This window comes from Streptomyces sp. cf386 (genome assembly GCF_900103585.1).
Classification (GTDB): domain Bacteria; phylum Actinomycetota; class Actinomycetes; order Streptomycetales; family Streptomycetaceae; genus Streptomyces.
This window is the reverse complement of record NZ_FNHV01000026.1, coordinates 68,672-94,015: the sequence shown is the minus strand read 5'-3', so window position 1 is coordinate 94,015 and position 25,344 is coordinate 68,672. Positions and strand designations below refer to the sequence as shown.

13 protein-coding genes are annotated in these 25,344 nt (G+C 72.0%); 9 read left to right on the top strand and 4 right to left on the bottom strand.

Going from position 1 to position 25,344, the window contains the following annotated elements:
- Window positions 1-59: 59 nt before the first annotated feature.
- Window positions 60-275: a heavy-metal-associated domain-containing protein gene (locus tag BLU79_RS41620; protein WP_093911245.1), complete on the bottom strand. Its 216-nt coding sequence runs from the start codon at window positions 273-275 to the stop codon at window positions 60-62.
- A 189-nt stretch (window positions 276-464) separates the two neighbouring features.
- Between BLU79_RS41620 and BLU79_RS41615 the strand changes: the two genes are divergently transcribed.
- Complete coding sequence (locus tag BLU79_RS41615; protein WP_093911244.1) at window positions 465-1,430, top strand: hypothetical protein; 966 nt, start codon at window positions 465-467, stop codon at window positions 1,428-1,430.
- A gap of 54 nt (window positions 1,431-1,484) precedes the next feature.
- Here BLU79_RS41615 and BLU79_RS41610 read toward each other — a convergent pair whose 3' ends face one another.
- From BLU79_RS41610 to BLU79_RS41600, 3 genes are read right to left on the bottom strand one after another with little or no spacing between them, the layout of a single operon-like run.
- Window positions 1,485-2,558: a FecCD family ABC transporter permease gene (locus BLU79_RS41610; protein WP_256333657.1), complete on the bottom strand. Its 1,074-nt coding sequence runs from the start codon at window positions 2,556-2,558 to the stop codon at window positions 1,485-1,487.
- The gene (locus tag BLU79_RS41605; protein ID WP_093911242.1) at window positions 2,555-3,622 is read right to left on the bottom strand and encodes a FecCD family ABC transporter permease; all 1,068 of its coding nucleotides are present in this window, start codon (window positions 3,620-3,622) and stop codon (window positions 2,555-2,557) included. The genes BLU79_RS41610 and BLU79_RS41605 overlap by 4 nt, the downstream gene beginning before the upstream one ends.
- Complete coding sequence (locus tag BLU79_RS41600; RefSeq protein ID WP_093911241.1) at window positions 3,612-5,240, bottom strand: (2,3-dihydroxybenzoyl)adenylate synthase; 1,629 nt, start codon at window positions 5,238-5,240, stop codon at window positions 3,612-3,614. The genes BLU79_RS41605 and BLU79_RS41600 overlap by 11 nt, the downstream gene beginning before the upstream one ends.
- Window positions 5,241-5,388: 148 nt before the next feature.
- On the opposite strand from BLU79_RS41600, the gene BLU79_RS41595 reads away from it, so the two are divergent.
- Genes BLU79_RS41595 through BLU79_RS41560 form a run of 8 tightly spaced genes read left to right on the top strand, consistent with a single transcriptional unit; the run spans window position 5,389 to window position 25,320 of the window.
- The gene (locus tag BLU79_RS41595) at window positions 5,389-6,702 is read left to right on the top strand and encodes a salicylate synthase (protein ID WP_093911240.1); all 1,314 of its coding nucleotides are present in this window, start codon (window positions 5,389-5,391) and stop codon (window positions 6,700-6,702) included.
- Window positions 6,703-6,710: 8 nt separating this feature from the next.
- Entirely contained in the window at window positions 6,711-8,006 is a 1,296-nt protein-coding gene (gene entS / locus BLU79_RS41590; RefSeq protein WP_093911239.1) for an enterobactin transporter EntS, read from the top strand.
- A 38-nt stretch (window positions 8,007-8,044) separates the two neighbouring features.
- Window positions 8,045-8,905 (top strand): alpha/beta fold hydrolase, encoded by an 861-nt coding sequence (locus BLU79_RS41585; protein ID WP_093911238.1) that lies wholly within the window; start codon window positions 8,045-8,047, stop codon window positions 8,903-8,905.
- Between the two features lie 29 nt (window positions 8,906-8,934).
- The gene (gene panD / locus BLU79_RS41580; protein WP_371132040.1) at window positions 8,935-9,390 is read left to right on the top strand and encodes an aspartate 1-decarboxylase; all 456 of its coding nucleotides are present in this window, start codon (window positions 8,935-8,937) and stop codon (window positions 9,388-9,390) included.
- 3 nt (window positions 9,391-9,393) lie between these two features.
- Window positions 9,394-9,612, top strand: coding sequence for an MbtH family protein (locus BLU79_RS41575; protein WP_093911237.1), 219 nt, complete (start codon window positions 9,394-9,396; stop codon window positions 9,610-9,612).
- The gene (locus BLU79_RS41570; RefSeq protein ID WP_093911236.1) at window positions 9,612-12,827 is read left to right on the top strand and encodes a non-ribosomal peptide synthetase; all 3,216 of its coding nucleotides are present in this window, start codon (window positions 9,612-9,614) and stop codon (window positions 12,825-12,827) included. The genes BLU79_RS41575 and BLU79_RS41570 overlap by 1 nt, the downstream gene beginning before the upstream one ends.
- Window positions 12,824-17,440, top strand: a complete 4,617-nt coding sequence (locus tag BLU79_RS41565; RefSeq protein WP_093911235.1) for a non-ribosomal peptide synthetase — start codon at window positions 12,824-12,826, stop codon at window positions 17,438-17,440. Before BLU79_RS41570 ends, BLU79_RS41565 begins: the two co-directional genes overlap by 4 nt.
- Entirely contained in the window at window positions 17,437-25,320 is a 7,884-nt protein-coding gene (locus tag BLU79_RS41560) for a non-ribosomal peptide synthetase (RefSeq protein ID WP_093911234.1), read from the top strand. The genes BLU79_RS41565 and BLU79_RS41560 overlap by 4 nt, the downstream gene beginning before the upstream one ends.
- The last annotated feature ends 24 nt before the right edge of the window (window positions 25,321-25,344 follow it).

Genomic DNA, 25,344 nt, shown 5'->3' with positions numbered 1-25,344 from the left:
CCTGCTGCGGGGTGCGGGCGGAGCCCGGCGCGGCCGGGCCCCGGCGGTCGGGGTGCGGGTCAGGCCGCGCGGCCGGTGAGCTCGTAGCCGGCCTCGTCGACGACCTCGGCGATCAGGGCGTCGTCGGGCTCGGCGGTGCTGCTGACGGTGACCTGACCGGTCGCGAGATCGACGCCGACCTCGGTGACGCCGTCCAACTCGCCGATGACCTGGGTGAGCGTGGCCTTGCAGTGAACGCAGCTCATACCGGAGACGGCGTAGGTGGTGGTGGCCATGGGTTCCTCCTGGAGTACGGGGTGGGAGGTGCAGGGGTACGGGGTGGGGGTATCCTTGCTCGGTGTCCATGTATACCCCCAGGGGGTAATCGAGGCAAGTGCTGGACCGGGTTGACTTGATACCCCCTAGGGGTATGGTGAAGTGCATCGAAGGATCACACCGAGGCATCCGACCCGCAGGAGACCGCCATGAATGCCGGACTGAGGATCACCGCGTTCGCCGCCGCCCTGGCCGCGACCTTCGGCACCGCCTACGGTGTGGGCCAGGGCCTCGACCCCGTCGTCGCGGAGCCCGCGCCCGCCGCCCACGACAGCCACAGCGAGGCGTCACCGGCGGCGGAGGAAGGCGCCGGCCACGGCGGGCACGAGACGGAGCCGGTCGGCGGGCTGCAGATGTCCGAGGGCGGATACACCCTCGACCTGCGGACCTCCAGCGTCACTGCCGGGACCCGCTCCGACCTGCGCTTCGTCATCCGCGACAGCACCGGTCGCGCCGTCACCGCCTACGAGCGCGAGCACGAGAAGGAACTGCACCTCATCGTGGCCTCACGCGATCTGGGCACCTACCGCCATCTGCATCCCACCCGCGCCGCCGACGGCACCTGGAGCATCCCCGTCGAACTGCCCCGCGCCGGCGGCTACCGCGTCTTCGCCGACTTCACCCCGGCGAAGAAGGGCGCCGAGAACCTCACCCTCGGCGCGGACCTGGCCGCCGCGGGCTCCTACCGGCCCCGGCAACTGCCCGCGCCGAACACCACGGCGAAGATCCACGGCTACGAGGTCCGGCTGGACGGCGCCCTGCGTCCGGGCAAGGCGAGCGAGCTGAAGCTGAAGGTCTCCCGCGACGGCCGCCCGGTGACCGACCTCCAGCCCTACCTCGCCGCCTACGGCCACCTGGTCGCCCTGCGCTCCGGCGACCTCGCGTACCTCCACGTCCATCCCAACGGGGAACCCGGCGACGGCACGACCGAGCCCGGCCCGGAGATCTCGTTCACGGCCACGGCACCGAGCAGCGGCGCGTACCGGCTGTTCCTCGACTTCAAGCACGAGGGCGAGGTGCACACCGCGGCGTTCACGGTCCGGGCCGGTGCGTCGGCGGCAGCCACCTCGGAGGCGCCCACGCACGAGGACGGGGCCGAGACGCACGGGCACTGACACGGGCACGGAGGGGCAGGGGCATCGAGGAGCACGGGCACTGAGGCACTCGGCTCAGATCCGCCCCGCCCGCCGCTGCCGACGCAGCAGCAGCCCCAGGTACACCCCGCCGACGACCGCGGTCACCACACCGACCGGCAGCTGGGCCGTCTCATGGATGCGTTGGGACGCGAAGTCCGCCGTCACCACGAGGAAGGCGCCGGTGCAGGTGGCCGCCAGGAGGCCCGGGCCAGGGGCCCGGGTGAGCCGGCGGGCCAGTTGCGGGGCGATGAGGGCCACGAAGGGGATGGGGCCGGCCGCCGCGGTGGCCACCGCGCAGGCCGCAGTGGCCAGGACCAGCAGCACCAGCCGGGAGCGCTGGACGGGCACCCCGAGGCCGCCCGCCACGTCGTCGCCCATCTCCATGATCTTCAGCCTGCTCGCGACGAGCGCCACCAGGGGCAGCACGACGAGCAGGCCGAGGGCGGCCGGGCGCACGTCGGCCCAACTCCTGCCGTTGAGGCTGCCGTTGAGCCACACCATCGCCTGTGCGGCCTGGGTGAACCGGGCCTTGGCCAGGAGATAGGCGTTCACCCCCTGGAGCAGCGCGCTCACCCCGATGCCGACCAGCACCAGCCGGTATCCGTGGACGCCCTGCCGCCACGCCAGCACATACACGAGGAAAGCGGTGGCGAGCCCTCCGCCCACCGCGCCCACGGCGATCTGCCCGCCGGTTCCGCCGACGAGCAGGACGACCAGCAGGCCTCCGGTGGCCGAGCCGTAGGTGAAGCCGACGATGTCGGGGCTGCCCAGCGGATTGCGCGTGAGGCTCTGGAAGAGGGCGCCGCTCAGGCCGAGTGCCGCGCCGACCAGGATGCCGGTCAGCAGACGGGGCAGCCGGAGGTCGTTGATCACGAAGTCGGTGCGCGGGCTGCCGTTGCCCAGCAGGGTGCGGACCACGTCCGCCGGGGAGATCGAGTACTCGCCGGTGCCGAGCGCGAGGACGCCGATCGCGGCGGTGGCGGCGAGCACCAGCACGCAGACCGTCACCGCGCGCCCGTCCACCCGCAGGGAGAAACGGTGCGAGCGGCTCCGTACGACATGTGAGCGGCCGCGCGCAGCGGTACGGGCCGGTGCCTGGGTGGTCATCCGGTCACCGCCCTGCGGTAGCGGACGAGGGCGATGAACACCGGGGCGCCGACCACCGCCGTCACCACGCCCGCGTCCAGTTCGTCGGGGCGTACGACGACCCGGCCGAGGACGTCCGCGAACAGCAGGAGGGCGGGCGCGAGGAGCAGGGAGAGCGGCAGCGTCCAGCGCTGGTCGGCGCCGACGATCATGCGGGCGATGTGCGGGACGGCGAGGCCGACGAAGACGAGCGGCCCGACGGCAGAAGTCGCCGCACCGCACAGCACCGTCATGGCCACCAGGCCGATAAAGCGCGTCCGGTCCACATGCGCGCCCAGCGCCCGGGCGCCGTCGTCGCCCAGCGCGAGCGCGTTCAGCGGCCGGACCAGCGCGAGGGCGAGGACCAGGCCCACCACGACGAACGGCGTGATCGTCGTCAGCGTCTCGTCGTCGGCCCGGGCGAGCGAACCGACGCTCCAGAACCGCAGTTGGTCCAGCGCCTGGGCGTCGAGCAGCATCAACGTCTGGCTGATGCCGGTGAACACGGCGGCGATCACCGCACCGCCGAGTGCGAGCCGCTCCGGGGTGGCGCCTCCGCGACCGCCCGAGGCCAGCGAGTACACCAGCAGACCGGCCACGACCGCGCCCACCATGGCGAACCACACCGACGCCCACAGGCTCGTGATGCCGAGAGCCGTGATGGACAGCACGACTCCGGTGGCGGCACCCGCGTTGATGCCGAGCAGCCCCGGATCGGCCAGCGGATTGCGGGTGAGTGCCTGGATGAGCGCGCCCGCGACGCCGAGCGCGGCACCGGCGGCGATGCCCGCCAGGGTGCGCGGCACACGCACGTCCCAGATCACCGAGGCCGCGGTCGAGCCGTCGTCATGGAGGAGCGCGTCCAGCACGACGCCCGGTGACAGGGCGCGCGAGCCGATCGCGAGGCTGAGCGTGGCGGCGACGACCAGCAGGAGCAGGGCGCCCACCAGGGCGAGCGTGCGGGTGGAGTTGCGGCGTCTGCGGGACTGTTTCTCCGACGGTTTCTCCGACTGCACAAGCGGGGCCGTTCCGGCCTCAGTTGCCACCAATGCCCTCCGCGCGGAGGCGATCGGCGATCAGCCGGCCGAGCGCCTTCTTGTCGATCTTGCCTACCGAGGTCCGGGGAAAGGCCTCGATGACCTCCACCCGGTCGGGGAGCTTATACGCGGCGACCCCTCGCTCGGTGAGAAAAGCGGCCAACTCCCGCTGGCCCGGGGCCTGTCCGCGCGGGACGAGGTAGGCGCAGGTGCGCTCGCCCATCGTTTCGTCGGGCATGCCGACCACCGCCGCGTCGTGCACGGCCGGGTGGGCGAGGATGTGGTTCTCCAGCTCCTCGGCGGAGATCTTGTCGCCGCCCCGGTTGATCTGGTCCTTGGCCCGGCCCTCGACGACCAGATGCCCGGAGGGCAGGATCCGGACCAGGTCGCCGGTGCGGTAGTAGCCGTCGGTGGTGAAGGCGCGGGAGTTGTGCTCGGCGGCGCGGTAGTAGCCGCGCAGGGTGTAGGGGCCGCGGGTGAGCAACTCGCCGCTCTCGCCGGGCGGTACGTCGCGGTCGTCCTCGTCGACCACGCGCACTTCGTCGGCGGGGGACATCGGGCGGCCCTGGGTGCCGATCACCAGCTCGGGCGGATCGTCGAGCCGGGTGTAGTTGAGCAGGCCCTCGGCCATGCCGAACACCTGCTGGAGCGTGCAGCCGAGAGCCGGTTCGACCCGGGCGGCGGGCTCCGCGCCCAGCTTCGAGCCGCCGACCTGGAGCAGGCTCAGCGAGGAGAGGTCCGCGTCCTCCCACTCCACCGCGTCCAGCCACAGCAGCGCGATCGGCGGGACCACGGCGGTCGCGGTGACCCTCTCCCGCTCGACCAGAGCGAACGCGTCCTCGGGGCTCGGCGTGGGGGAGAGCACGACGGTGCCGCCCACCATCAGCGTGCCGAGCAGACCCGGGCAGGCCAGCGCGAAGTTGTGCGCGGTCGGCAGCACCACCAGATAGACGGTGTCGCCGTCGAAGCCGCACACCTCGGCGCTCGCGCGGACGTTGTAGGTGTAGTCGTCGTGGGTGCGCGGGATGAGCTTCGGCTTGCCGGTCGTGCCGCCGGACAGCAGCAGTACCGCCACGTCGCCGGGGTCGGGCACGGGCAGCGGGACGGGGTCGGCGTCGAGGTCGGCGAGCGCGGTGAACTCGGCGGCGTCGCCCGCCACCAGGATGTGCTCAAGGCCGGGCACCGCCTTGCGCGCGGCCCGGGCGAGCGTGCGGTGATCGAAGCCGTCGTGCAGGTCCGGGATCGCGTACGCCGTAGCCCCGGACACCTCGGCGACATGCACGATCTCGCTCTCGCGGTGCGCCGGCAGCGTGAGCACGGGTATCGCACCCGCCCTCTGCAGCGCGAAGAAGAGCACCACGAAGGCGTCGGTGTTGGGCAGTTGGACCACCACGCGGTCGCCCCCGCCGATGCCGAGCCGACGCAGCCCCGCCGCCATGCGGTCGGCGCGCAGATCGAGTTCGGCGTACGTCCAGCGGTTTCCGTCGGCGTCGACCAGCGCGGTCCGGCTCGGGGTCCGCTCGGCGCTCTCTCTCAGCAGCCGGTCGAGCGGCCGCCCCTCCCAGTAGCCCTCTGCGCGGTACTTCTCGGCCAACGGGTTCGGCCAGGGCACCCAACCGTCGAGCATCCTCAACTCCCGCCTGCTGTTTAGGAAAGGCTTGCCTAATGAATCGACGCGGTCAAGCCTGGCGGTGTGATCTGGACGTCACCGCGCTGCGGAGGCTAGGGTCTTAGTGAATTAGGTTAGGTTAACCTAAGTCCAGGGAGGTAGGTCCTTGCTGCGTTATCGGAGCGCGGAGACGGAACTGCCGGGAGACCCCGTCCAGTTGGCGGCAGGACTGGCGGAGTCGGGCTTGTTCGACCAGTACGTGATCTACGAACAGAACGGCGACGTCTGGTTCGCCGGAGGAGCGCTCGGCGAGATCCTGGTCGGCCGCTCCGAGATCCGCCGCCGCTGGCTCAGCGAGGAGACCACTACCGCGCTCGGGCCGCATCCACTGCGCCAAGTCCACGAAGAACTCGACCGGATGGCCATAGCGGGCTGGAACGCCTACGGCTGGATGGCCTTCGAGTTCTCCCATCTGCACGTCGGCCGCCCCGACCGGGCGGGCGACGACGACCTGCTCCATCTGGTCGTCCCGCACAGCGAAGTGAGGCTCGGTCAGAGAGGCACCCTGATCCGCAGTGCCGACCAGGAGACACTGGACGCGCTGACCGCGTTACTCGACCGCGCCGACGCGCATCCCGTCGCCGTACCCCGCCCCATCGACGTATCGGACACCGAGGGCCGTTACCCGGACTTGGTGGCCCAGGCCATCGAGGAGATACAGGCCTCCGACCTGCAGAAGGTCATCCTGTCCCGCTCAGTCGACGTGCCCTTCCCGGTCGACTTCGTCGCCACCTATGTCCACGGCCGCTCTCGCAACACCCCCGCCCGCTCCTTCCTGTTGGACCTCGGCGGGCGACGGGTCGCCGGATTCAGTCCCGAGACCGTCGCCGAGGTCAGCGCCGACGGCGAGGTCGTCACCCAGCCGCTCGCCGGCACCCGCGCCCGCGGTTTCGGCGACCAGGAGGACGAGCGGCTGCGCGCCGAACTCCTCGCCGACCCCAAGGAGATCTCCGAGCACGTGCTGTCGGTCAAACTCGCCGAGGAGGAGATGGCCACCGTCTGCCGTCCGGGCACGGTCTCGGTGCGCGACCTGCTCAGCATCCGCCGGCGCGGCAGCGTGCAGCACCTCGGCTCCAGCGTGCACGGCCTGCTGGCCGACTCCGCCACCGCCTGGGACGTCCTGCGCGCGGTGTTCCCCGCGGTGACCGCCTCCGGCATCCCCAAGGCCCTGGCGTACGACTGCATCGCCCGGCATGAGAAAGAGCCGCGCGGCATCTACAGCGGAGCGGTGCTGCGCGCCGGCGCCGACGGATCGCTCGACGCGGCCCTCGTGCTGCGCAGCCTCTTCGAGGAGGGCGGCCGCACCTGGCTGCGGGCCGGCGCAGGCATCCTCGCCGGGTCGACCCCTGCCCGGGAATTGGAGGAGACCTGCGAGAAGCTGCGCAGCGTCGCCCCCTACGTCGTCCCGGCACAGGGTTAGGGGCGCGCGTGCGACTGGGAGAAGTGGTCGTCGACGTAGCGCCGTTGCGCTCCAGCAGAAACTTCCGGCTGATGTTCGCCACCCAGGCGATCTCCATGGTGGGCACCCACCTCACCTCGGTGGCGGCCAGCCTGCAGATCTACCATCTCACCGGTTCCTCGGTCCAAGTCGGCCTGATGAGCCTGGTGTTGGGCCTGTCGCTGCTGGTCGGTCTGGTCACGGGGGGTCTGCTCGCCGACCGGGTCGACCGGCGCAAGGTCATGCTCGTCACCCGGGCCGTGACCGCGGTGGTGATCGCGGGGCTCGCGGTGAACGCGGCGCTGCCCGACCCGCAGGTGTGGTTCGTCTTCGTGGCGGCCGTGCTGGCGGGCTTCACCGCCGGGTTGGGTGGTCCGGCCCTGATGGCCGCGACTCCGGCCCTGGTGGCGCCCGGGCAACTGGCCGCGGCGGGCGCGCTGACCACCCTGACCGCCCAACTGGGCGGCATGGTCGGGCCGTCGCTCGCGGGCGTGATCGCGGCCGGGCCGGGTGTCGCGATGTGCTTCGCGATCGACGCGGCCATATACGTCGTCGGACTCGCCCTGCTCGCCCCGCTGCCGAAGCTCCCTCCCGAGGGGAACGCCGAGGCGCAGCATCCGCTGAAGGCGATGGGGGAGGGGCTGCGCTTCCTGCGCGGCAACCAGGTCGTGGCCGGACTGCTGCTGATCGACGTGTGCGCCGTGGTCTTCGCGATGCCGTACGCCCTGTTCCCCGAACTCGGCACCGAGCACTTCGGCGGCGGCCCGTCCACCGTCGGACTGCTCTACACCGCGCCGGCGGTCGGCTCGTTCTTCGGTGCGCTGACCAGTGGCTGGACGGGCCGGGTGCATCACACCGGCCGGGCACTGATCGGCGCGGTAGCGGTGTGGGGCGTGGCGATCACCTGCTTCGGACTGAGCCCCAACCTGTGGCTGGCGCTGGTGTTCCTGGCCCTGGCCGGCCTCGGCGACACCGCCTCGGAGATCCTGCGCCGGGCCCTGCTTCAGCACTACACACCGGACCGGCTCCAGGGCCGGGTCGGCAGCCTGTGGCTGGCCCAGGCCACCGCCGGGCCCTCCGTCGGCAACGTCGAGGCGGGCCTGGTGGCCAGGGCGATCGGGTCGTCCAGCGGTGCCGTGGTGGTCGGCGGACTGGTCTGTCTGGCGGGCGTGGGGGCCCTCGCCCTGGCCATGCCGGGGCTACGCAAGGCCACCCTCAGCCGGCCTGCGGACGCCGACGGGGGCGACCGGGCGGCGCCCGCCGAAACCTCTCCCGCAGCCGACTGACACAGCCTCGGACGACTCGGACGACAGGGCGGAGCACCATGCCGAGCGCGCGGATCAACGGAATCCGGCTCCACTACGAGGACACCGGCGAGGGCGAGCCGGTGATCCTGGTGATGGGCCAGGGTGCCGGAGGCCGGGCCTGGCACCTCCACCAGGTGCCGGCGCTGGTCGACGCCGGATACCGCGCCGTCACCTTCCACAATCGGGGCATTCCCCCGACGGACGAGTGCCCGGACGGCTTCACCGTCGACGACCTGGTGGCCGACACGGCGGGCCTGGCCGAGCACCTCGGTCTCACGCCGTGCCGGTTCGTCGGCGTCTCCCTGGGGGCGTACGTCGTCCAGGAACTGATGCTGGCCCGGCCCGGGCTCGTCCAACAGGGCGTCCTGATGGCCACCCGTGGCCGTACCGACGTCCTGCGCGCCGCGATGACAAGGGCTGAACGCGCCCTGTACGACAGCGGATTGGAGCTGCCGACCCCCTACATTGCCTGGATCCGTGCCCTGCAGAACCTGTCCCCTGCCACCCTCGACGACGACCCGGAGATCCAGGACTGGCTGGAGCTCTTCGAGTTCTCGCCACAGCCCCAAGGGCCCGGCGCGCGGGCCCAGTTGGACCTGGAGGTCCCGGCCGGCCGGCTGGACGCCTACCGGGCCGTCGACGCGCCCTGCCTGGTCATCGGCTTCGCGGACGACGTCATCCTCCCGCCGCGCCTGGGGCGCGAGGTCGCCGACGCCATCCCCGGTGCCGTCTACCAGGAGATCAAGGGCTGTGGCCACTACGGCTACCTGGAGCGGCCGGACGAAGTGAACCGGGTGCTCCTGGAGTTCTTCGGCGACCGTCCTTCTCTACCTCCTTCCATCGGTCTTTCCGCACTCGGCGATTGTGATTTAGGTTAGCCTCACCTAAGTAATCTCCTCAGGGGGTCATGGTGCACCGCACCTTGCTGAACGGCAAGATCCACCGAGCCACCGTCACCCAGGCAGATCTGCACTACGTGGGATCGCTGACGATCGATCAGGACCTCATGGAGGCCGCCGACATCGTCGAGGGCGAAGCGGTCCAGATCGTCGACATCGACAACGGCGCCCGACTCACCACCTACGCCATCACCGGCGAACGCGGCAGCGGGGTCATCGGGATCAACGGCGCCGCCGCCCATCTCGTCCACCCCGGTCACCTGGTGATCATCATGTCCTTCGCCGCGCTCGACGAGTCCGAGCGCGCCGCCCACCGGCCGCGGGTCGTCCACGTCGACAAGGCCAACCGGATCGTCGCGCTCGGTGCCGACCCCGCCGAGCCCGTACCCGACGCGGCCGACCAGGTGTCCGGCACCTTCACCTACCACGCGCCACCGCAGGACGGCGAGCAGGAGAGGAACTGAGCCATGGCCAACCCCTTCGACGACAACAGCGGCGTCTTCCGCGTCCTGGTCAACGACGAAGGCCAGCACTCCCTGTGGCCGGACTTCGCGCCCGTACCCGACGGCTGGTCCTCGGTGCACGGCCCCGACGACCGGGCCGCCTGTCTGGAGTACATCGAGCGGAACTGGACGGACATGCGCCCGCGCAGCCTGGCCGAGGCCATGCGCAAGGCCGAGGGCTGATGGCCGGCCGCCCGGCCGTGGCGGACGTCCTCCCCCTGTCGCCCACGCAGGAGGGGATGGTCTTCCACGCGCTGTACGACGAACAGGGCCACGACGTCTACACCGGCCAGATGACCCTCCGCCTCGAAGGGCCGCTGGATGCGGAGCGGATGAGCGGGGCGGTCGGGAAGCTGCTCGCCCGGCACGCCAACCTGCGGGCCGCGTTCCGTACCCAGCGCTCCGGGCGCCCGGTCCAGGTGATCAGGAGCGAGGTCAGGACCCCGTGGCAGGTCACCGACCTGTCCACCCTGCCCGCCCCCGAACGCGAACCGGCCTTCGAACGGCTGCTGGGCGAGGACCGCGCCGAGCGGTTCGACCTGGCCCGGCCACCGCTGCTGCGCTGCCGGCTGGTCACCTTCGACGCGCTGAGCCACCGCCTGGTGATCTCCTCGCACCACCTGCTCTGGGACGGCTGGTCCGCCCCCGTCCTGGTCCGCGAACTCTTCCAGCTGTACGCCTCGGGCGGCGACCTCGACGCCCTGCCCCGCGTGCGGCCCTACCGCGACTACCTGGCCTGGCTGTCCCGGCAGGACCGCGCTGCCGCCGAACGGTCATGGCAGTCCGGACTGGCGGGACTTGACGAGCCGTCACTGATAGCACCGGATGCCCGGGACGTGCCCGCCGAGGAGCCCGAGCGCCTGGTTCGGGAACTCTCCGAGCAGGACACCGATGCCCTCACCGGCACCGCCAGGGCCCACGGTCTCACCGTCAGCACCGTGCTCCAGGGGCTGTGGGCCGTTCTGCTCGGTCGACTGACCGGCCGTACCGACGTCGTCCTCGGCGCCACCGTCTCCGGCCGCGACGCCGACGTCCCCGGCATCGAGTCGATGGTCGGCCTCTTCATCAACACCCTGCCGGTGCGGGCGCGGTTACGTCCTGAGGAGCCGCTCGCGGACCTGCTGGTCCGGCTCCAGTCCGAGCAGTCCGCACTGCTCGACCACCGGCACCTCGGCCTCGCCGACATCCAGCGCGCCACCGGACACACGGTCCTGTTCGACACCCTGCTGGTCTTCGAGAGCTATCCCATCGACGACGACGGCATCGCCCGTGCCCTCGGCCCCGAGGGCCTCCGTATGACGGGGGTCTCGGTCCACGACGCCACCCACTACCCGCTGAACCTCACCGCCCTGCCCGGCCCGCGGCTGACACTGACCTTCGGCTACCGGCCGACGGTGCTGGACCGTGCGGCGGTGAACCGCGTCGCGGCCCAACTCGACCTGCTGGTCAGGGACTTCATCGAGCGCCCGGCAACCCCTGTCGCTCGGCTGGGCGTGCCCCCGACGGAGGGCGAGCCGAGCACCTGGAGCGAACGCCCCCTCCCGGACCCCACAGTTCGCGCCCTCTTCGAGGCCCAGGCGTCCCGCACCCCCGAGACCCCCGCCGTCCTCCACGGCGACACCACCTTGACCTTTGCCGAACTCGACGCCCGAGCCGACCGGTTGGCGTCAGCCCTGACCGAGCGCGGCGCCGGGCCGGAGTCCGTTGTCGCCGTGGCCCTGCCCCGTAGCCCCGACCTGGTCACCGCGCTCCTCGCGGTACTGAAGGCCGGAGCGGCCTGTATGCCGATCGATCCCGGCTACCCGCCCGACCGCATCGCCCTCATGCTCGACGACGCCGAGCCCAGGATCGTGATCTGCGACGCGTCGACGGCCCAACAACTCAACATCAAGCGCGAGTTGATATGCCCGCCGGACGCGGAGGCCGCCGTACGGCAGCTACCGCCGCTGTCGCCCGAGCACCCCGCATACGTCATCTTCACCTCGGGCTCCACCGGCCGCCCCAAGGGCGTGATCGGAACTCAGCAGGCTCTGGCCAACCGCCTGGCCTGGGGCCGGGAGCTGGGAGCCGGTCCGGGCGGCGTCCGTGTCTCCAAGAGCCCGCTGAGCTTCATCGACGGCCTCACCGAACTGCTCGGCGCCCTGGCCGCGGGCGAGGCGGTGGCGCTCGCCGACGACGAGGCGACGGGCGACCCGACGGCGTTGGCCGCTCTGGCCGACCGCCACCGGGCCACGCTCCTCACAGCCGTCCCGAGCCTCTACACCACCCTCGTCGAATCCGCCCCGCCTGGCGCTTTCTCCTCCGTCCGCACCTGGATCTCCAGCGGCGAACCCCTCTCCGGCGAGCTGGCCTCGGCGATCACCCGGCGCTGGCCACAGGCGCGACTGGTCAATCTCTACGGCTGCTCCGAGGCGGCCGGCGACAGCCTTGTCCACGTCCCCGACGGCGGTGACGGCCCGGTCCCGCTCGGACGGCCGATCGCGAACACGCGCGTCCATGTCCTCGACCCGTTCCTGCGTCCGTCCCCTGTCGGCGCCGTCGGCGAGCTGTACGTGGCCGGGGCAGGCCTGGCCCGCGGCTACCTCAACCAACCCGGCCGCACCGCCGAACGCTTCGTCGCCGACCCCTTCGGCCCACCGGGCAGCCGCCTCTACCGCACCGGCGACCTCGCCCGGCTCCGGGCCGACGGCACGGTGGAGTTCCTCGGCCGGGCCGACGACCAGGTCAAGATCAGGGGCTTCCGCGTCGAGCCGGGGGAGATCGAGGCGGCGGCACGTGCGTTGCCGGGGGTGGTGCGGACGGCGGTCGTGGTGCGGGAGGACGGGGCGGCGCCGAGGCGGTTGGTGGCGTATGTCGTAGGGGGAGCGGCGGAGGCGGCGCAGGAGGCTCAGTCGGCGTCGCCCTCGCCCACCCTCGACCCCGTCACCCTGCGCCGAGCCCTCGCCGAACGCCTCCCCGCCCACCTCGTACCGTCCGCGGTCGTCGTCCTCGACGCGCTGCCCCTCACCCCCAGCGGCAAGCTCGACCGACGCGCCCTGCCCGCCCCCGACTTCACCGGCACGAGCACGTTCGAAGCTCCCCGCACCGAACCGGAGAAGGTGCTGTGCGGCCTCTTCGCGGAGGTGCTCGGCCTCGAACGGGTCGGCGTCCATGACGACTTCTTCGAACACGGCGGCGACAGCATCGTCTCGGTCCGGCTGGCCGACCGGGCCCGCAGAGCCGGACTCACCCTGTCGCCGCGCGATGTGTTCACCCACCGCACCCCGGCAGGGCTCGCCCGGGCCCTGCCCGACGAAACCGGTCCCGCGCCCGAGGAGTTCACCCCGACCGGCGCCCCGCTGGTGTCACTCAGCCAGTCGCAGCTCGACAACGTCAAGGCGAGGTGGAGGACTCGATGAGCAAGGCACCCGGGGACGACGGTTCCCTGGTCGAGGACGTGCTGCCGCTCTCCCCGCTGCAGCAGGGCCTGCTGTTCCACGCCCTGTTCGACGAGGGGGCCCAGGACGTCTACACCATGCAGTCCCTGGTGGAGATCGAGGGCCCGCTGCGTCCCGCCCTGCTGCGCACCGCCGCCGAGGAACTCTTCGCCCGGCACGCCAACCTGCGCAGCGCCTTCCTCCACGAGGACCTGGACGAACCGGTGCAGGTGGTCCTCAAGCAGGTGCCCGTGAACTGGGCCGAGGCGGATGCCGCCGGGGAGGGCGAGGTGGCCCGGCTGATCGTCGAGGACGCGACCGCCCGCTTCGGCCTGACCGACCCGCCCCTGCTGCGCCTGACGCTCGTCCGCCGAGCGGCCGACCGCTGGCTGCTGATACTCACCAACCACCACCTCCTGCTGGACGGTTGGTCCATCCCCCTCCTGGTCCGCGAACTGCTCCAGCTGTACGCCGCCCAGCTCGCCCCCGGTTCCACGGCCCCGCTGCCCGCAGTACGGCCGTACCGCGACTTCCTCGCCTGGCTCGCCTCCCGCGACCGCGAGGCCTCCGCCCGCGCCTGGCGCGAGGCACTGTCCGGGGCGACGCCGACCGTGCTGGCCCCCTCGTCCGCAGGGCTGGTCCCGGTGCCGCCGGAGCTGCACACCGTGCGGCTGACCGAGGAACTGACCGGCCGGGTACAGGAGTTCGCGCGCAGTCGGGGCATCACCGTCAACACGGTCGTGCAGGGGCTGTGGGCGCTCCTGCTGGCGCGCCTGACGGGCCGGGGCGACGTCGTGTTCGGGGCAACGGTGGCCGGCCGGCCCGCCGAACTGGCCGGTGTGGAGTCCATGATCGGCCTGTTCATCAACACGGTGCCGGTCCGGGTGACCGTACCGCCCGGCGAGGGCGCGGGCGCCTTCCTCCGCCGAGTGCAGGACGAACAGTCCCGGTTGATGGACCATCAGTACCTAGGCCTCACCGAGATCCAGCGCACTGCCGGTGCGGGTGTCCTCTTCGACACCCTGCTCGTCTTCGAGAACTACCCGATCGACGAGTCGGCGGTCGCCGAGGCCGAGAGGAACGCCGGACTGCGGATTGTCGAGGTCAAGGGCTCGGGTGCCACCCACTATCCGTTGACCCTTGCGGTGCTGGCCGAGCAACGGCTCGGGGTCGTCTTCGAGTTCCGCCCGGACTGCTACGACCGTACGACGGTGGAGGAGTTGGCCGGACGCTTCGAGCGCCTCATCCATGCCGTTCTTGCCGCCCCCGACGCCCCCCTGGCCGCGCTGGACGTCCTCGCTCCCGAGGAGCGCGCAGCGCTGCTGACGGGCGGGGTGGGGGAGCGGCTGCCGGTGTCGTACCGCACGATGCCCGAGGTGTTCGAGGCGCAGGCGGCTCGTACGCCGGACGCGGTGGCGGTGGTCGGGGACGGGCAGACTCTGACGTTCGCGGAGCTGAACACGGCTGCGAACCAACTCGCCCGGAATCTGGTCGAGTTGGGCGCCGGACCGGAACAGATCGTCGCGTTCGCGCTCCCGCCGACCCCGGACGTCATGACCGCTCTGCTGGCGATCCAGAAGGTGGGCGCGGCCTATTTGCCGTTGGATCCTGCATGGCCGGGGGATCGCATCGCAGGCATGCTGGAGGACGCATGTCCGGTGGCTCTCATCTCAACGACGACTGCAACGCCCTTCAAGGGGCGCGGGGCTGTGACATATGCGGCTCTGCCGCGTGGGCGCGACCAGCCACAGTCAACCCGCGGCCGCCATCCGGCGTTTGCACCCGATCGCTGCGTGATCCTTGATGCACCCGACACTCGTCAGCGCCTCGCGCACACACCCGCCTCCAACCTCACCGACACGGACCGCCCAACCCCCCTACTCCCCGAACACCCCGCCTACGTCATCTACACCTCCGGCTCCACCGGCCGCCCCAAAGCCGTAGTCATCCCGCACCGAGCCATCGTCAACCTCTTCACCGCCCACCACAGAGCCCTACACGCACCGGCCTCCACAGCAGCAGGCCGCAGCCAACTCCGCATAGGCCACGCCTGGCCCATCGCCTTCGATGCCTCCTGGCAACCCATGCTGTGGATGTTCGCCGGACACGAGCTGCACATGGTCCCGGAGGACGTCCGCCGCGACCCCGCCGCCCTGCGTGACTTCCTCGCCCGGAACGGCATCGAGTTCATCGAACTCTCCCCGTCCCTGCTCGGCGAACTGGTCGCCCAGGGCGGCGACTGGCAGGCCGAGTTGAAGGTGCTGGGCGTCGGCGGCGAGGCCGTGCCGCCGGACCTGTGGCGCACCCTGCGCGAGACGGACGGGCTGGCCGCGCACAACCTCTACGGCCCCACCGAATGCACCGTCGACTCCGCGGACTGCGACTTCGCGCTGAGTGAGCGTCCCGCGATCGGCCGCCCCGTGGCGGGCGGCACGCTGTACATCCTGGACGGCCACCTCAACCCCGTCCCCGTAGGCGTCGAGGGCGAGCTGTACGTGGCCGGCGCCGGCCTGGCCCGCGGCTACCTCGGCCAACCCGCGGCTACAGCGGCCCGCTTCGTCGCCGACCCGTTCTCCGGCGATCCCGGCGCACGCATGTACCGCACCGGCGACATCGCCCGCTGGACCGAGGACGGCCTGGTGGAGTGCCTGGGCCGGGTCGACGACCAGGTCAAGATCAGGGGATACCGGATCGAACCCGGTGAGATCGAGGCGGTGCTGCTGGAGCAGGAGCCGGTGGAGCGGGCGGCGGTCGTCGTCCGCGAGGACACGCCAGGCGTACGGCGCCTCGTCGCGTACGTCATCCTGTCCGCGCCGGAGACCGAGGAGACGGCGGAGCTGCTGCGCCGGGCCGTGGCCGCCGTCCTGCCCGAGTACATGGTGCCGTCGGCGTTCGTCCCGGTGGACGGCTTCCCGCTCACCCTGAACGGCAAGCTGGACACCGCCGCCCTTCCGGCGCCGGCCCGGTCCGCCGGGCCGGCCGTGCAGCCGCCCCGGAACCCGGTCGAGGAGCGGCTCGCCACGCTGTTCGCCGAGGTGCTCGGGCTGGACACGATCGGGGTGCACGACAGCTTCTTCGCGCTCGGCGGCGACAGCATCGTGTCGATGCGGCTGGTCAGCCAGGCGCGGGCGGCCGGGCTCGCGATCTCGCCGCGCGACGTGTTCGAGCGGCCCACGATCGCGGAACTCGCCGAACGGGTGGACGCGGCAGACCTCGCGGGCGGCGCCGCACGCCGAGTGACCGACCCCGACGCGGGAACCGGCGACATCGCGCTCACGCCGATACTGACCTGGCTCACCCAGCAGGACGGCCCCTTCCGAGCCCTCAGCCAGGCACGCTTCCTGCGGACCCCGGCCGCCATGGACCTCGACGGGCTGCACCGCACCGTCCAGGCCGTACTGGACCGCCACGACCTACTGCGCTCCACCTTCGCCCGGTCCGTGGACGGGTCCTGGCGCTTCGCGGCCGGACCCGTGGGCTCGGCCCGCGCCGCCGACTGCGTACGGCGCGTCGACGCCGAGCGGCTGGACCACACGGCCATCGGCACCCTGGTGCCGGAGGCGTTCGACGAGCTGGTCGCCGAGCTCGACCCGGCGACCGGGGCGATGGCGCGGTTCCTGTGGTTCGACGGCGGCAGCGGTCGCGAGGGACGGCTCCTGGTCGTGCTGCACCACCTGGTGACCGACGCGGCATCCTGGGGCGTGCTGGTCGCCGACCTCGCCGCCGCCTGGGAGGGCGGGGAGCTGTCGCCGCGAGGCACGTCCTTCCGCGAGTGGGCGCGGGCGCTGCGTGGCCTGGCCCAGGAACGATCGGCCGAACTCGCGCTCTGGAAGGGGATGTTGGACCAACCGGAACCACCCCTGGGTGCCGGACCACTGGACCCCGCCCTGGACACCAGGGCGACGATCCGCAGGCACTGGACCACGCTGGGACCGGACATCACCGCTCCTCTCACCACCGCTTCCGCCCAGGAAGTGCTGCTGACGGCGCTGGCACTCGCCGTGCCGTCCTGGCGCGGCGCCCCAAGCACCGGTACCGGCCCCCGCCCCTCGGTCCTGATCGCCCTGGAGGGCCACGGCCGCGAGGAGCACCTCCTCCCCGGCGCCGACCTCTCCAGCACCCTCGGCTGGTTCACCAGCGTCTTCCCGGTCCGGCTGGATCCCGGCGCCCAGCCCGGTGCGGAGCAGGTACGGCGGATCCGCGACCAGCTGGCCGCCCTGCCCGACAAGGGGATCGGCTACGGACTGCTCCGCCACCTCAACCCGGAGACCGCCGAGCAACTCTCCCCACTCCCCGAACCGCAGATCCAGTTCAACTACCTGGGCCGGATGGGCATGGGAGAGCGGCGCGAGTCCACCGTGTTCACGAGCGCACCGGAGACCGGGGCCATGGGCAGTGGCGCCGACCCCGACATGCCCGCCCCGTACGCCCTCGTCATCGACGCGGTGATCACCGGAACGGAACTGTCGGTGTGCTGGCAGTGGCCGGAACGGCTCTTCACGGAGACCGAGATCCAACGGCTGGCCGCGCTCTGGACCACCTCCCTCCACCTGCTGCTGAAGGGCGAACCGCTCCCGAAAGGCGGAGACCAGTGACGGAGACCCCCACCGCCGACCTCGCCGCACGCAAGCGCGAACTGCTCCGCCGCAGGCTGGAGAGCGCCGGTCTGGCCGACGCCGCCGCCCGCTCCGAACGGATCCCGCGCCGGCCCGCCGACACGCCCCGGCTGCCGCTGTCGTACGCCCAGTCCCGCATGTGGCTGCTCCAGCAGCTCGACCCGGCCAGCCCCGCCTACAACGTCTGCCTCGCCATCAGACTGCGGGGCCCGCTCGACCCGGCGGCCCTGCGCACGGCCTTGCAGGGGCTGGTCGACCGGCACGAGATACTGCGCACTCGCTACCCGGCCGCCGAGGACGGCACCCCGGAGCAGGTCGTCGATGTCGAGGCGGAGGCCGAGTTCGCCACCGCCGACCTGCGCGGCCTGTCGGAAGATCGGCGGGACCGTCGTACGAAGGAACTGGCCCGGATCGCCTCGGCGACCCCCTTCGACCTCGCCTGCGACCACCCCATGCGCACCCTGCTGATCCAGCGCACGGAGCAGGACCACACTCTTGTTCTGACGGTTCATCACATCGCTTGGGACGGCGGTACGTTCAACGCGCTCTCCCGTGATCTGAGTGCCCTCTACCGTGCGGCAACCGACGGGCCGCCTTCCTCCGGTCTCGAACAACTTCCCCTCCAGTACGGCGATTTCGCTCTCTGGCAGCGCACCACCTGGACCGACGAGCGACTGGCCGAGCACCTCGACCACTGGCGCTCCACCCTGGTCCCCGCACCCCGTCCCCTCGCCCTGCCCACCGACGCCCCGCGCACCGCCCGCCCCACCGCGCACGGGGACCGCCGCTTCCGCACCTTCGCCACCGACGTCACCGACCGGCTCACCGCCCATGCGCGCAACGTGGGTGCGACACCCTTCATGGTGCTGCTTGCGGGCCTGGCCGCCCTCCTGCACCGCACCACCGGCGCCACGGACATCCCGATCGGCTCGGCCGTGATGAACCGCGACCTCCCCGGCCTCGAAAGGCTGATCGGCAACTTCGGCAACACCCTCGCCCTGCGCGCCGACCTCGACGGCGACCCCGGCTTCGCCGAACTCGTCGAGCGCGTCAAGCAGGTGTGCACGGACGGCTACGCCCACCAGGACATGCCCTTCGACAAACTGGTGGAGCGACTGAAGCCGGAACGGCAGCCGGGCCGCTCCGTCTACTTCGACGTCATGCTGCTCTTCCTCACCCAGGGACTCGAAGGACCGCAGCTCCCGGGCGTGACCGCCGCCTGGGAGACCGTCCACAACGACACCACGCAGTTCGACCTCTCCCTGGAGGCCTTCCTCACCGATGGCCGCCTGCGGATCGAGGCCACCTACCGAGGCGGCCTCTTCACCCCGGACACCGTCGACCGGCTCCTGCGGCACCTGGAGACACTCCTCGCCGCATCCCTCACCGAACCCGAACTCGCCGTCTCCCGGCTGCCGTTGATGACCGAGGCCGAGGAACGCCGGGTCCTGGAGGACTGGAACACCACCGAGCACCCGGTCCCCACCACCCACCTCACCGACCTCCTCGCCCAGCAGGCCGCACGCACCCCCGACGCGCCCGCCCTCATCGCCGAAGACGGCTCGGACGCCCTGGACCACGCCGACCTGCACGCCCGCGCCAACCGCCTCGCCCGGCTGCTGATCTCGCACGGGGTGGGTCCCGAGCAACTGGTGGGCGTGGCCCTGGACCGCGGGACCGACCTGGTGGTGGCCCTGCTGGCGGTGCTCAAGGCGGGCGCCGCCTACGTCCCGCTGGACACCGGCTACCCGGCCGAGCGGCTGGCGTTCATGGTGGAGGACTCCGCGCCGGCGCTGGTGCTGACCGCCGCGGAAACCGCCCGGGTACTGCCGCCCGGGGTGCCGCTGCTCCTGCTCGACACGGAGACCACGGCCGCGGAGGCCACCGCCTTCGACTCCGCCGAACTCACCGACACCGACCGGCTCCAGCCCCTCCGCCCCGAGCACCCCGCGTACGTCATCTACACCTCCGGCTCCACGGGCCGTCCCAAGGGGACCGTGATTCCGCACGCCGCGATCGTCAACCGGCTGCTGTGGATGCAGGACACGTACGAACTCGGCTCCGAGGACCGCGTGTTGCAGAAGACACCGGCCGGCTTCGACGTCTCCGTCTGGGAGTTCTTCTGGCCGCTGATCACCGGGGCCGTACTGGTCCTCGCCCGACCCGGCGGCCACCGTGACCCCGGCTACCTCGCCGAGCTGATCCGCGACCGGCGGGTCACGACCGCGCATTTCGTGCCCTCGATGCTGCGCGTCTTCCTCGACGACCCGGCGGCCGAGCAGGCGCGCGGCGTCCTGCGCAGGATCGTGTGCAGCGGCGAGGCCCTGCCCACCGAACTCGCCGAGCGCTGCGCCGAGTCGCTGTCCGGAACCGAGCTGCACAACCTGTACGGCCCCACCGAGGCCGCCGTGGACGTCACCGCCTGGCCGTGCGCCGAGGGGACCAGGTCCGCCGCCGGTTCCGTGCCGATCGGCCGCCCGGTGTGGAACACCCGCACCCTCGTGCTGGACGCCTCCTTGCGCCCGGTGCCGCCGGGCGTCCCGGGCGAGCTCTACCTGGGCGGCTCGCAGCTGGCCCGCGGCTACCTCCGCCGCCCCGGCCTGACCGCCGACCGCTTCGTCGCCGACCCGTACGGCCCGCCCGGCGCCCGCCTCTACCGCACCGGCGACCTGGTGCGCTGGACCACGCACGGGGCGCTGGAGTTCCTCGGCCGGTCCGACGACCAGGTCAAGATCCGCGGCTTCCGCGTCGAGCCGGGCGAGACCGAGGCCGCCGTGGCCGCCCTGCCCGGAGTGTCCCAGGCGGCGGTGACGGTACGTCAGGACCAGCCAAGCGACCCGAGGTTGGTGGCGTACGCCGTGCCCCACCCCGGTGCCGGGCTGGAACCGTTGCAGATCAGGCAGGACCTGAAGGCGACGCTCCCGGAGCATCTCCTGCCCGCTGCCGTCGTGATCCTCGACGAGCTGCCGCTGACCCCCAACGGCAAACTCGACCGCACGGCCCTGCCCGCCCCCGACCTCTCCGGCCTCACCACCTCCACCGCCCCCCGCACCGAGGCGGAGGCGGCCCTGTGCGCCCTGTTCGCCGACCTGCTCGGGCTGCCCGCCATCGGCATCCACGACGAGTTCTTCACCCTGGGCGGCCACTCCGTCCTGGCCACTCGCCTGGTCGCCCGCATCCGGGCCGAACTCGGGGCCGTCGTCCCCCTGCGGGCGGTCTTCGACACACCTAGCGTGGCCGCTCTCGCCCCGCTCCTGGAGGCGCCGGCCGCCGAGCGACGCCCCGCGCTGCTGCCGACCCGGCGTCCGGACGCGGTGCCGCTGTCCTCCGCGCAGGCCAGGCTGTGGTTCCTGTACCGGCTGGAGGGGCCGAGCCCGACGTACAACATCCACACCGCCGTACGTCTCACCGGGCAGCTCGACCCGGACGCGCTGCGAGCCGCCCTCCATGACCTCGTGGCCCGTCACGAGGCGCTGCGCACGGTCTACCCCGACGACGACGGCACGCCCTTCCAGCGGGTCCTGCGGGATGTGGCTGTGCCCTTCGAGGTGGTGTCGGCCGGTGCCGGGGAACTCGACGGACTGCTGTGCGAGGCCGCCGCGTACTCGTTCGCGCTGGATGCCGAGATCCCCGTACGCGCCACGTTGTACCGTGTCGCCCCCGACGAGCACGTCCTGCTCCTCCTCATCCACCACATCGCCACCGACGGCTGGTCCGCCGAGCCACTGCTGCGGGACCTGGAGACGGCCTACGCGGCCAGGGCGCGAGGCGACCGCCCGGCATGGCCCCCGCTGGCCGTGCAGTACGCCGACTACACGCTGTGGCAGCGGCAGTTGCTCGAAGAGAGCGGGGTGGCCGACGCCGAACTGGATTACTGGGCACGGCAGTTGGAGGGTGTGCCGGAGGAGCTGCAGCTGCCCGTCGACCGACCCCGCCCGGCCGTCGCCGGATACCGGGCCGGTGCCGTGGACTTCTCCCTCGACGCGGAGATCCACGGGAGGCTCCGGGGTCTGGCCGCGGAAGCCGGCGGCACCGTCTTCATGGCGCTCCAGGCCGCCCTCGCGGTCCTGCTCGGACGCCTCGGCGCGGGGGACGACATCCCCCTCGGCACCCCGGTCGCCGGACGGGGCGACGAGGCCCTCGACGACCTCGTGGGCCTCTTCGTCAACACCCTGGTGCTGCGCACCGACGTCTCCGGCGACCCCACGTTCCGTACCCTGCTCGCCCGGGTGCGCGAGACCGACGTGGACGCGTACGCCCACCAGGACGTTCCGTTCGAGCGGCTCGTGGACGCGCTTGCACCCACCCGCTCGATGGGCCGGCACCCGCTGTTCCAGGTGATGCTCGCCCACCAGCAAGCCCCTGACGAGACACGGAACTTCGTGGGTCTGACGCTCAACGAGCTGCGCGTCGACTTCTACACGGCCAAGACCGACCTGGCCTTCCACGTCTTCGAACGGCCGGAGGGCGGAGGCATCACCGGCGCGCTCGTCCACAGCCTCGACCTGTACGACCCTGAGTCCGCCCGGGACATGGTCGAGCGGTTCGTGCGGCTGGTCGGTGAGCTGGCCCGGCGGCCCGATCTGCCGGTCGGCCTGGCCGACGTCCTCACCCCGCGTGAGCGTGCCCGGCTGCTGGGGGAGTGGAACGACACCGCCCACCCCATGCCCTCCACCACCCTGACCGCACTGGTCGAGGAACAGGTGGCGAAGACCCCTGAACTGACCGCCGTCGAGTACGGCATCGAGGGCGGTACCCGACTGACCTACGCCGAGCTCAACGCCCGCTCCAACGCCCTGGCCAGGCAGCTGACTTCACTCGGCGTCGGCCCGGAGCGCCGCGTCGGCATCCATCTGGAGCGCTCGGTGGAGATGGTCGTAGGACTGCTCGCCGTGCTGAAGGCGGGCGGGGCCTTCGTCCCGCTGGAGCCGTCCTGGCCGGCGCTCCGGGTCGCCGAGGTGTGCCGGAGCGCGGCGTTGACGGTGGTGCTGGGCAGGCCGGGTGACGAATCGGTCCTCGGGGACGACGCGCCGCCGTTCGTGGAGGTGCGCCTGGACGGTCCGGAGGAGCCGGAGAACCCGACCGTCCCCGTCGACCCCGAGGGCCTCGCGTACGTCATCTACACCTCCGGATCCACCGGCGTCCCCAAGGGCGCCATGATCCGTCACCGGGCCATCGCCCACCGACTGCTGTGGCAGCGCGAGTTGCTCGGCTTCGGCACCGAGGACGCGGCCCTGTTCAAGGCGCCCCTCGGCTTCGACATCTCCATCAACGAGATCTTCCTGCCGCTGGTGCACGGCGGCAGGGTGGTGATCGCCGAGCCGGGCGGCGAACGCGACGTCGACTATCTCCTCGACGCGGTCGAACGGCACCGGGTCACCTTCACCTACCTCGTATCGTCCATGCTCGACCTGCTGCTGGAGCTGGACGGCTTCGCCCGGCGGGCCCGCTCCCTCAAACACGTGTGGTGCGGTGGCGAGGTGCTCACCCCCGAGCTGTTCGCCCGCTTCCGCGCCGCGAGCCGGGCCGTGATGTACCACGGGTACGGGCCCGCCGAGGCCACCATCGGGGTCAGCCACGTCGTCTACCGCACCGGTGCGATCCGCAGCGCCGTGTCCATCGGGCGGCCCAACGGCAACACCCGGCTCTACGTCCTCGACGACCGGCTGCAACCGGTGCCGGTCGGCGTGCCGGGGGAGCTCTACGCCGGCGGCATCTACCTCGGCCGCGGCTATGTGAACGACCCCGGCCGCACCGCCGACCACTGGGTGGCCGACCCGTTCGGCCCGCCCGGCGAGCGGCTCTACCGCACCGGCGACCTGGTGCGGTGGCAGCGCGACGGCACCCTGGAGTTCCTCGGCCGGGCCGACAACCAGGTGAAGATCCGCGGCATGCGGGTCGAGCTGGAGGAGATCGAGGCGATCCTCGAACAGCATCCGGGTGTGCGGCGCGGGGTCGTGGTGATCCGGGAGGACGCCCCGGGCGTCAAGCAGCTCGCCGGGTACTACCTCGCCGCCGATGCCCCCGGCGACCTGCACGACTGGCTCCGGGAACGGCTGCCCGAACACATGGTCCCGCGCACCCTCACCGCCCTGGACGCCTTCCCGCTGCTGCCCTCCGCCAAGGTCGACCGCGGGTCCCTCCCGGCACCCGTGACCACGACGTCCGGCACCCCGACGCGAGCGCCCTCAAGCGAACGCGAGCGACTGCTCTGCGAGTTGTTCGCCTCCGTCCTGGGGCTCGGGCACGTCGACATCGACGACAACTTCTTCGAGCTCGGCGGCGACAGCATCGTCTCCATCCGCCTGGTGACCCTGGCCCGCAAGGCCGGTATCGCCCTAAGCCCCCGGAACGTCTTCCAGACGCCGACCCCGGCAGGTCTGGCCGCCTCCGCCGGGCCGTCCGACACCGGTCTCGTCGACGAGCCGGTCGGAGCGGCGGAGCTGACCCCGATCATGCGCTGGACGGCCGGCCCCGACGGTTCCTACCACGGCCTCGCCCAGGCGGTCCTGCTGGTGACCCCGCCGGATCTCACGTACGACACCGCCGTCGCCGCGATCCAAGCGGTGGTGGACCGCCACGACATGCTCCGTGCTCGACTGACGGACCGGTTGGAGGTGCCCGCGGAGGGAGCGGTGCGTGCGGGCGAACTGCTGGGTCAGGTACGGGACGCCGGGCTGGACGATCAGCTGGCCGCAGCCGTGGCCCGGCTCGATCCGGCGGCCGGGCGCATGCTGCAGGCCGTCTGGTTCACCGACTCCGGCCGGCTGCTCCTCGTCGCGCACCACCTGGTCGTCGACGGAGTGTCGTGGCGGATCATCACCTCCGACCTGGCTCAGGCGTGGCAGTCCGGCCGAAGCCTCGCCCGCAGCGGCACCTCCTTCCGAACCTGGAGCCGACTCCTCGGCGAGGAAGCCGCCAAGCCACACCGTGTGCGCGAACTGGCCTGGTGGACCGGCGAGTTGGAAGGGGCGCGGGCCTTCCTGGAGCGTGACCTCGGCAGTGCGGCGAGCGTGCGCGAGTACACCCTCGTGCTTCCGCACGAGGTCACCGCGGCCCTGCTGACAGCCGTCCCCGCCGCCTATCACGCCGCCACCCCCGACGTCCTGCTCACCGCCCTCGCGCTCGCCGCGGCGGCCTGGCGGGAGCGGCGCGGCGACCTGACCGGGCGGTCGCTTCTGGTCGGCCTGGAGGGGCATGGACGTGCGGAGGACATCGCCGAGGGGGTCGATCTGTCGGCCACGGTCGGCTGGTTCACCACCTTCCATCCGGCCGCTGTCGACCCCGGCCCGCTGGACCTCGACGAGGCGCTGGCCGGCGGGCCCGCCGCGGGCACGGCGCTCAAGCGCGTCAAGGAGCAGCTGCGCGCCGTTCCGGACCACGGCCTCGGATACGGCCTCCTGCGTCACCTCAACCCCGACACCGCACCCGCCCTGGAGAAACTTCCGCAGCCGCAGATCCTCTTCAACTACCTGGGCCGCTTCACCGCGTCCGGCTCGGCGGACCAGCCCTGGGAACTGGCCCCCGAGGCCCCCATGCTGCGGGTGCCACCGCCGACCGCATCCAACAGCGGTTCCGCCGCGGGCCGGCAGCCCGCTGCCTTCGGGCTGGAGATCAACGCCGTGGCCGTCGAGGAGACGGGCGGTGTCCGGCTGAACGTCTCCGTCTCCTGGCCGGACGCGTTCCTGACCGACTCCGAGGCGCACGACCTGCTGGGCCTCTGGGAGTGCGCCCTGCGCGGGCTCGCCCGGCACGCCGAGGACGCCCCGGCCGGCGGCCTCACCCCGTCGGACCTCCCCCTGGTCGAACTGACCCAGGAGGACATCGACGACTTCGAGAACGACCTCGACGACTTCTGAGCCACCACGGACGACTTCGGAGGA

Coding starts and splice junctions, on each gene's coding strand:
- BLU79_RS41610 (WP_256333657.1), bottom strand. CDS start 2,558: ATGACCACCCAGGCACCGGCCCGTACCGCTGCGCGCGGCCGCTCACAT.
- BLU79_RS41615 (WP_093911244.1), top strand. CDS start 465: ATGAATGCCGGACTGAGGATCACCGCGTTCGCCGCCGCCCTGGCCGCG.
- BLU79_RS41620 (WP_093911245.1), bottom strand. CDS start 275: ATGGCCACCACCACCTACGCCGTCTCCGGTATGAGCTGCGTTCACTGC.
- BLU79_RS41565 (WP_093911235.1), top strand. CDS start 12,824: ATGAGCAAGGCACCCGGGGACGACGGTTCCCTGGTCGAGGACGTGCTG.
- panD (WP_371132040.1), top strand. CDS start 8,935: ATGGTGCACCGCACCTTGCTGAACGGCAAGATCCACCGAGCCACCGTC.
- BLU79_RS41600 (WP_093911241.1), bottom strand. CDS start 5,240: ATGCTCGACGGTTGGGTGCCCTGGCCGAACCCGTTGGCCGAGAAGTAC.
- BLU79_RS41585 (WP_093911238.1), top strand. CDS start 8,045: ATGCCGAGCGCGCGGATCAACGGAATCCGGCTCCACTACGAGGACACC.
- BLU79_RS41575 (WP_093911237.1), top strand. CDS start 9,394: ATGGCCAACCCCTTCGACGACAACAGCGGCGTCTTCCGCGTCCTGGTC.
- BLU79_RS41570 (WP_093911236.1), top strand. CDS start 9,612: ATGGCCGGCCGCCCGGCCGTGGCGGACGTCCTCCCCCTGTCGCCCACG.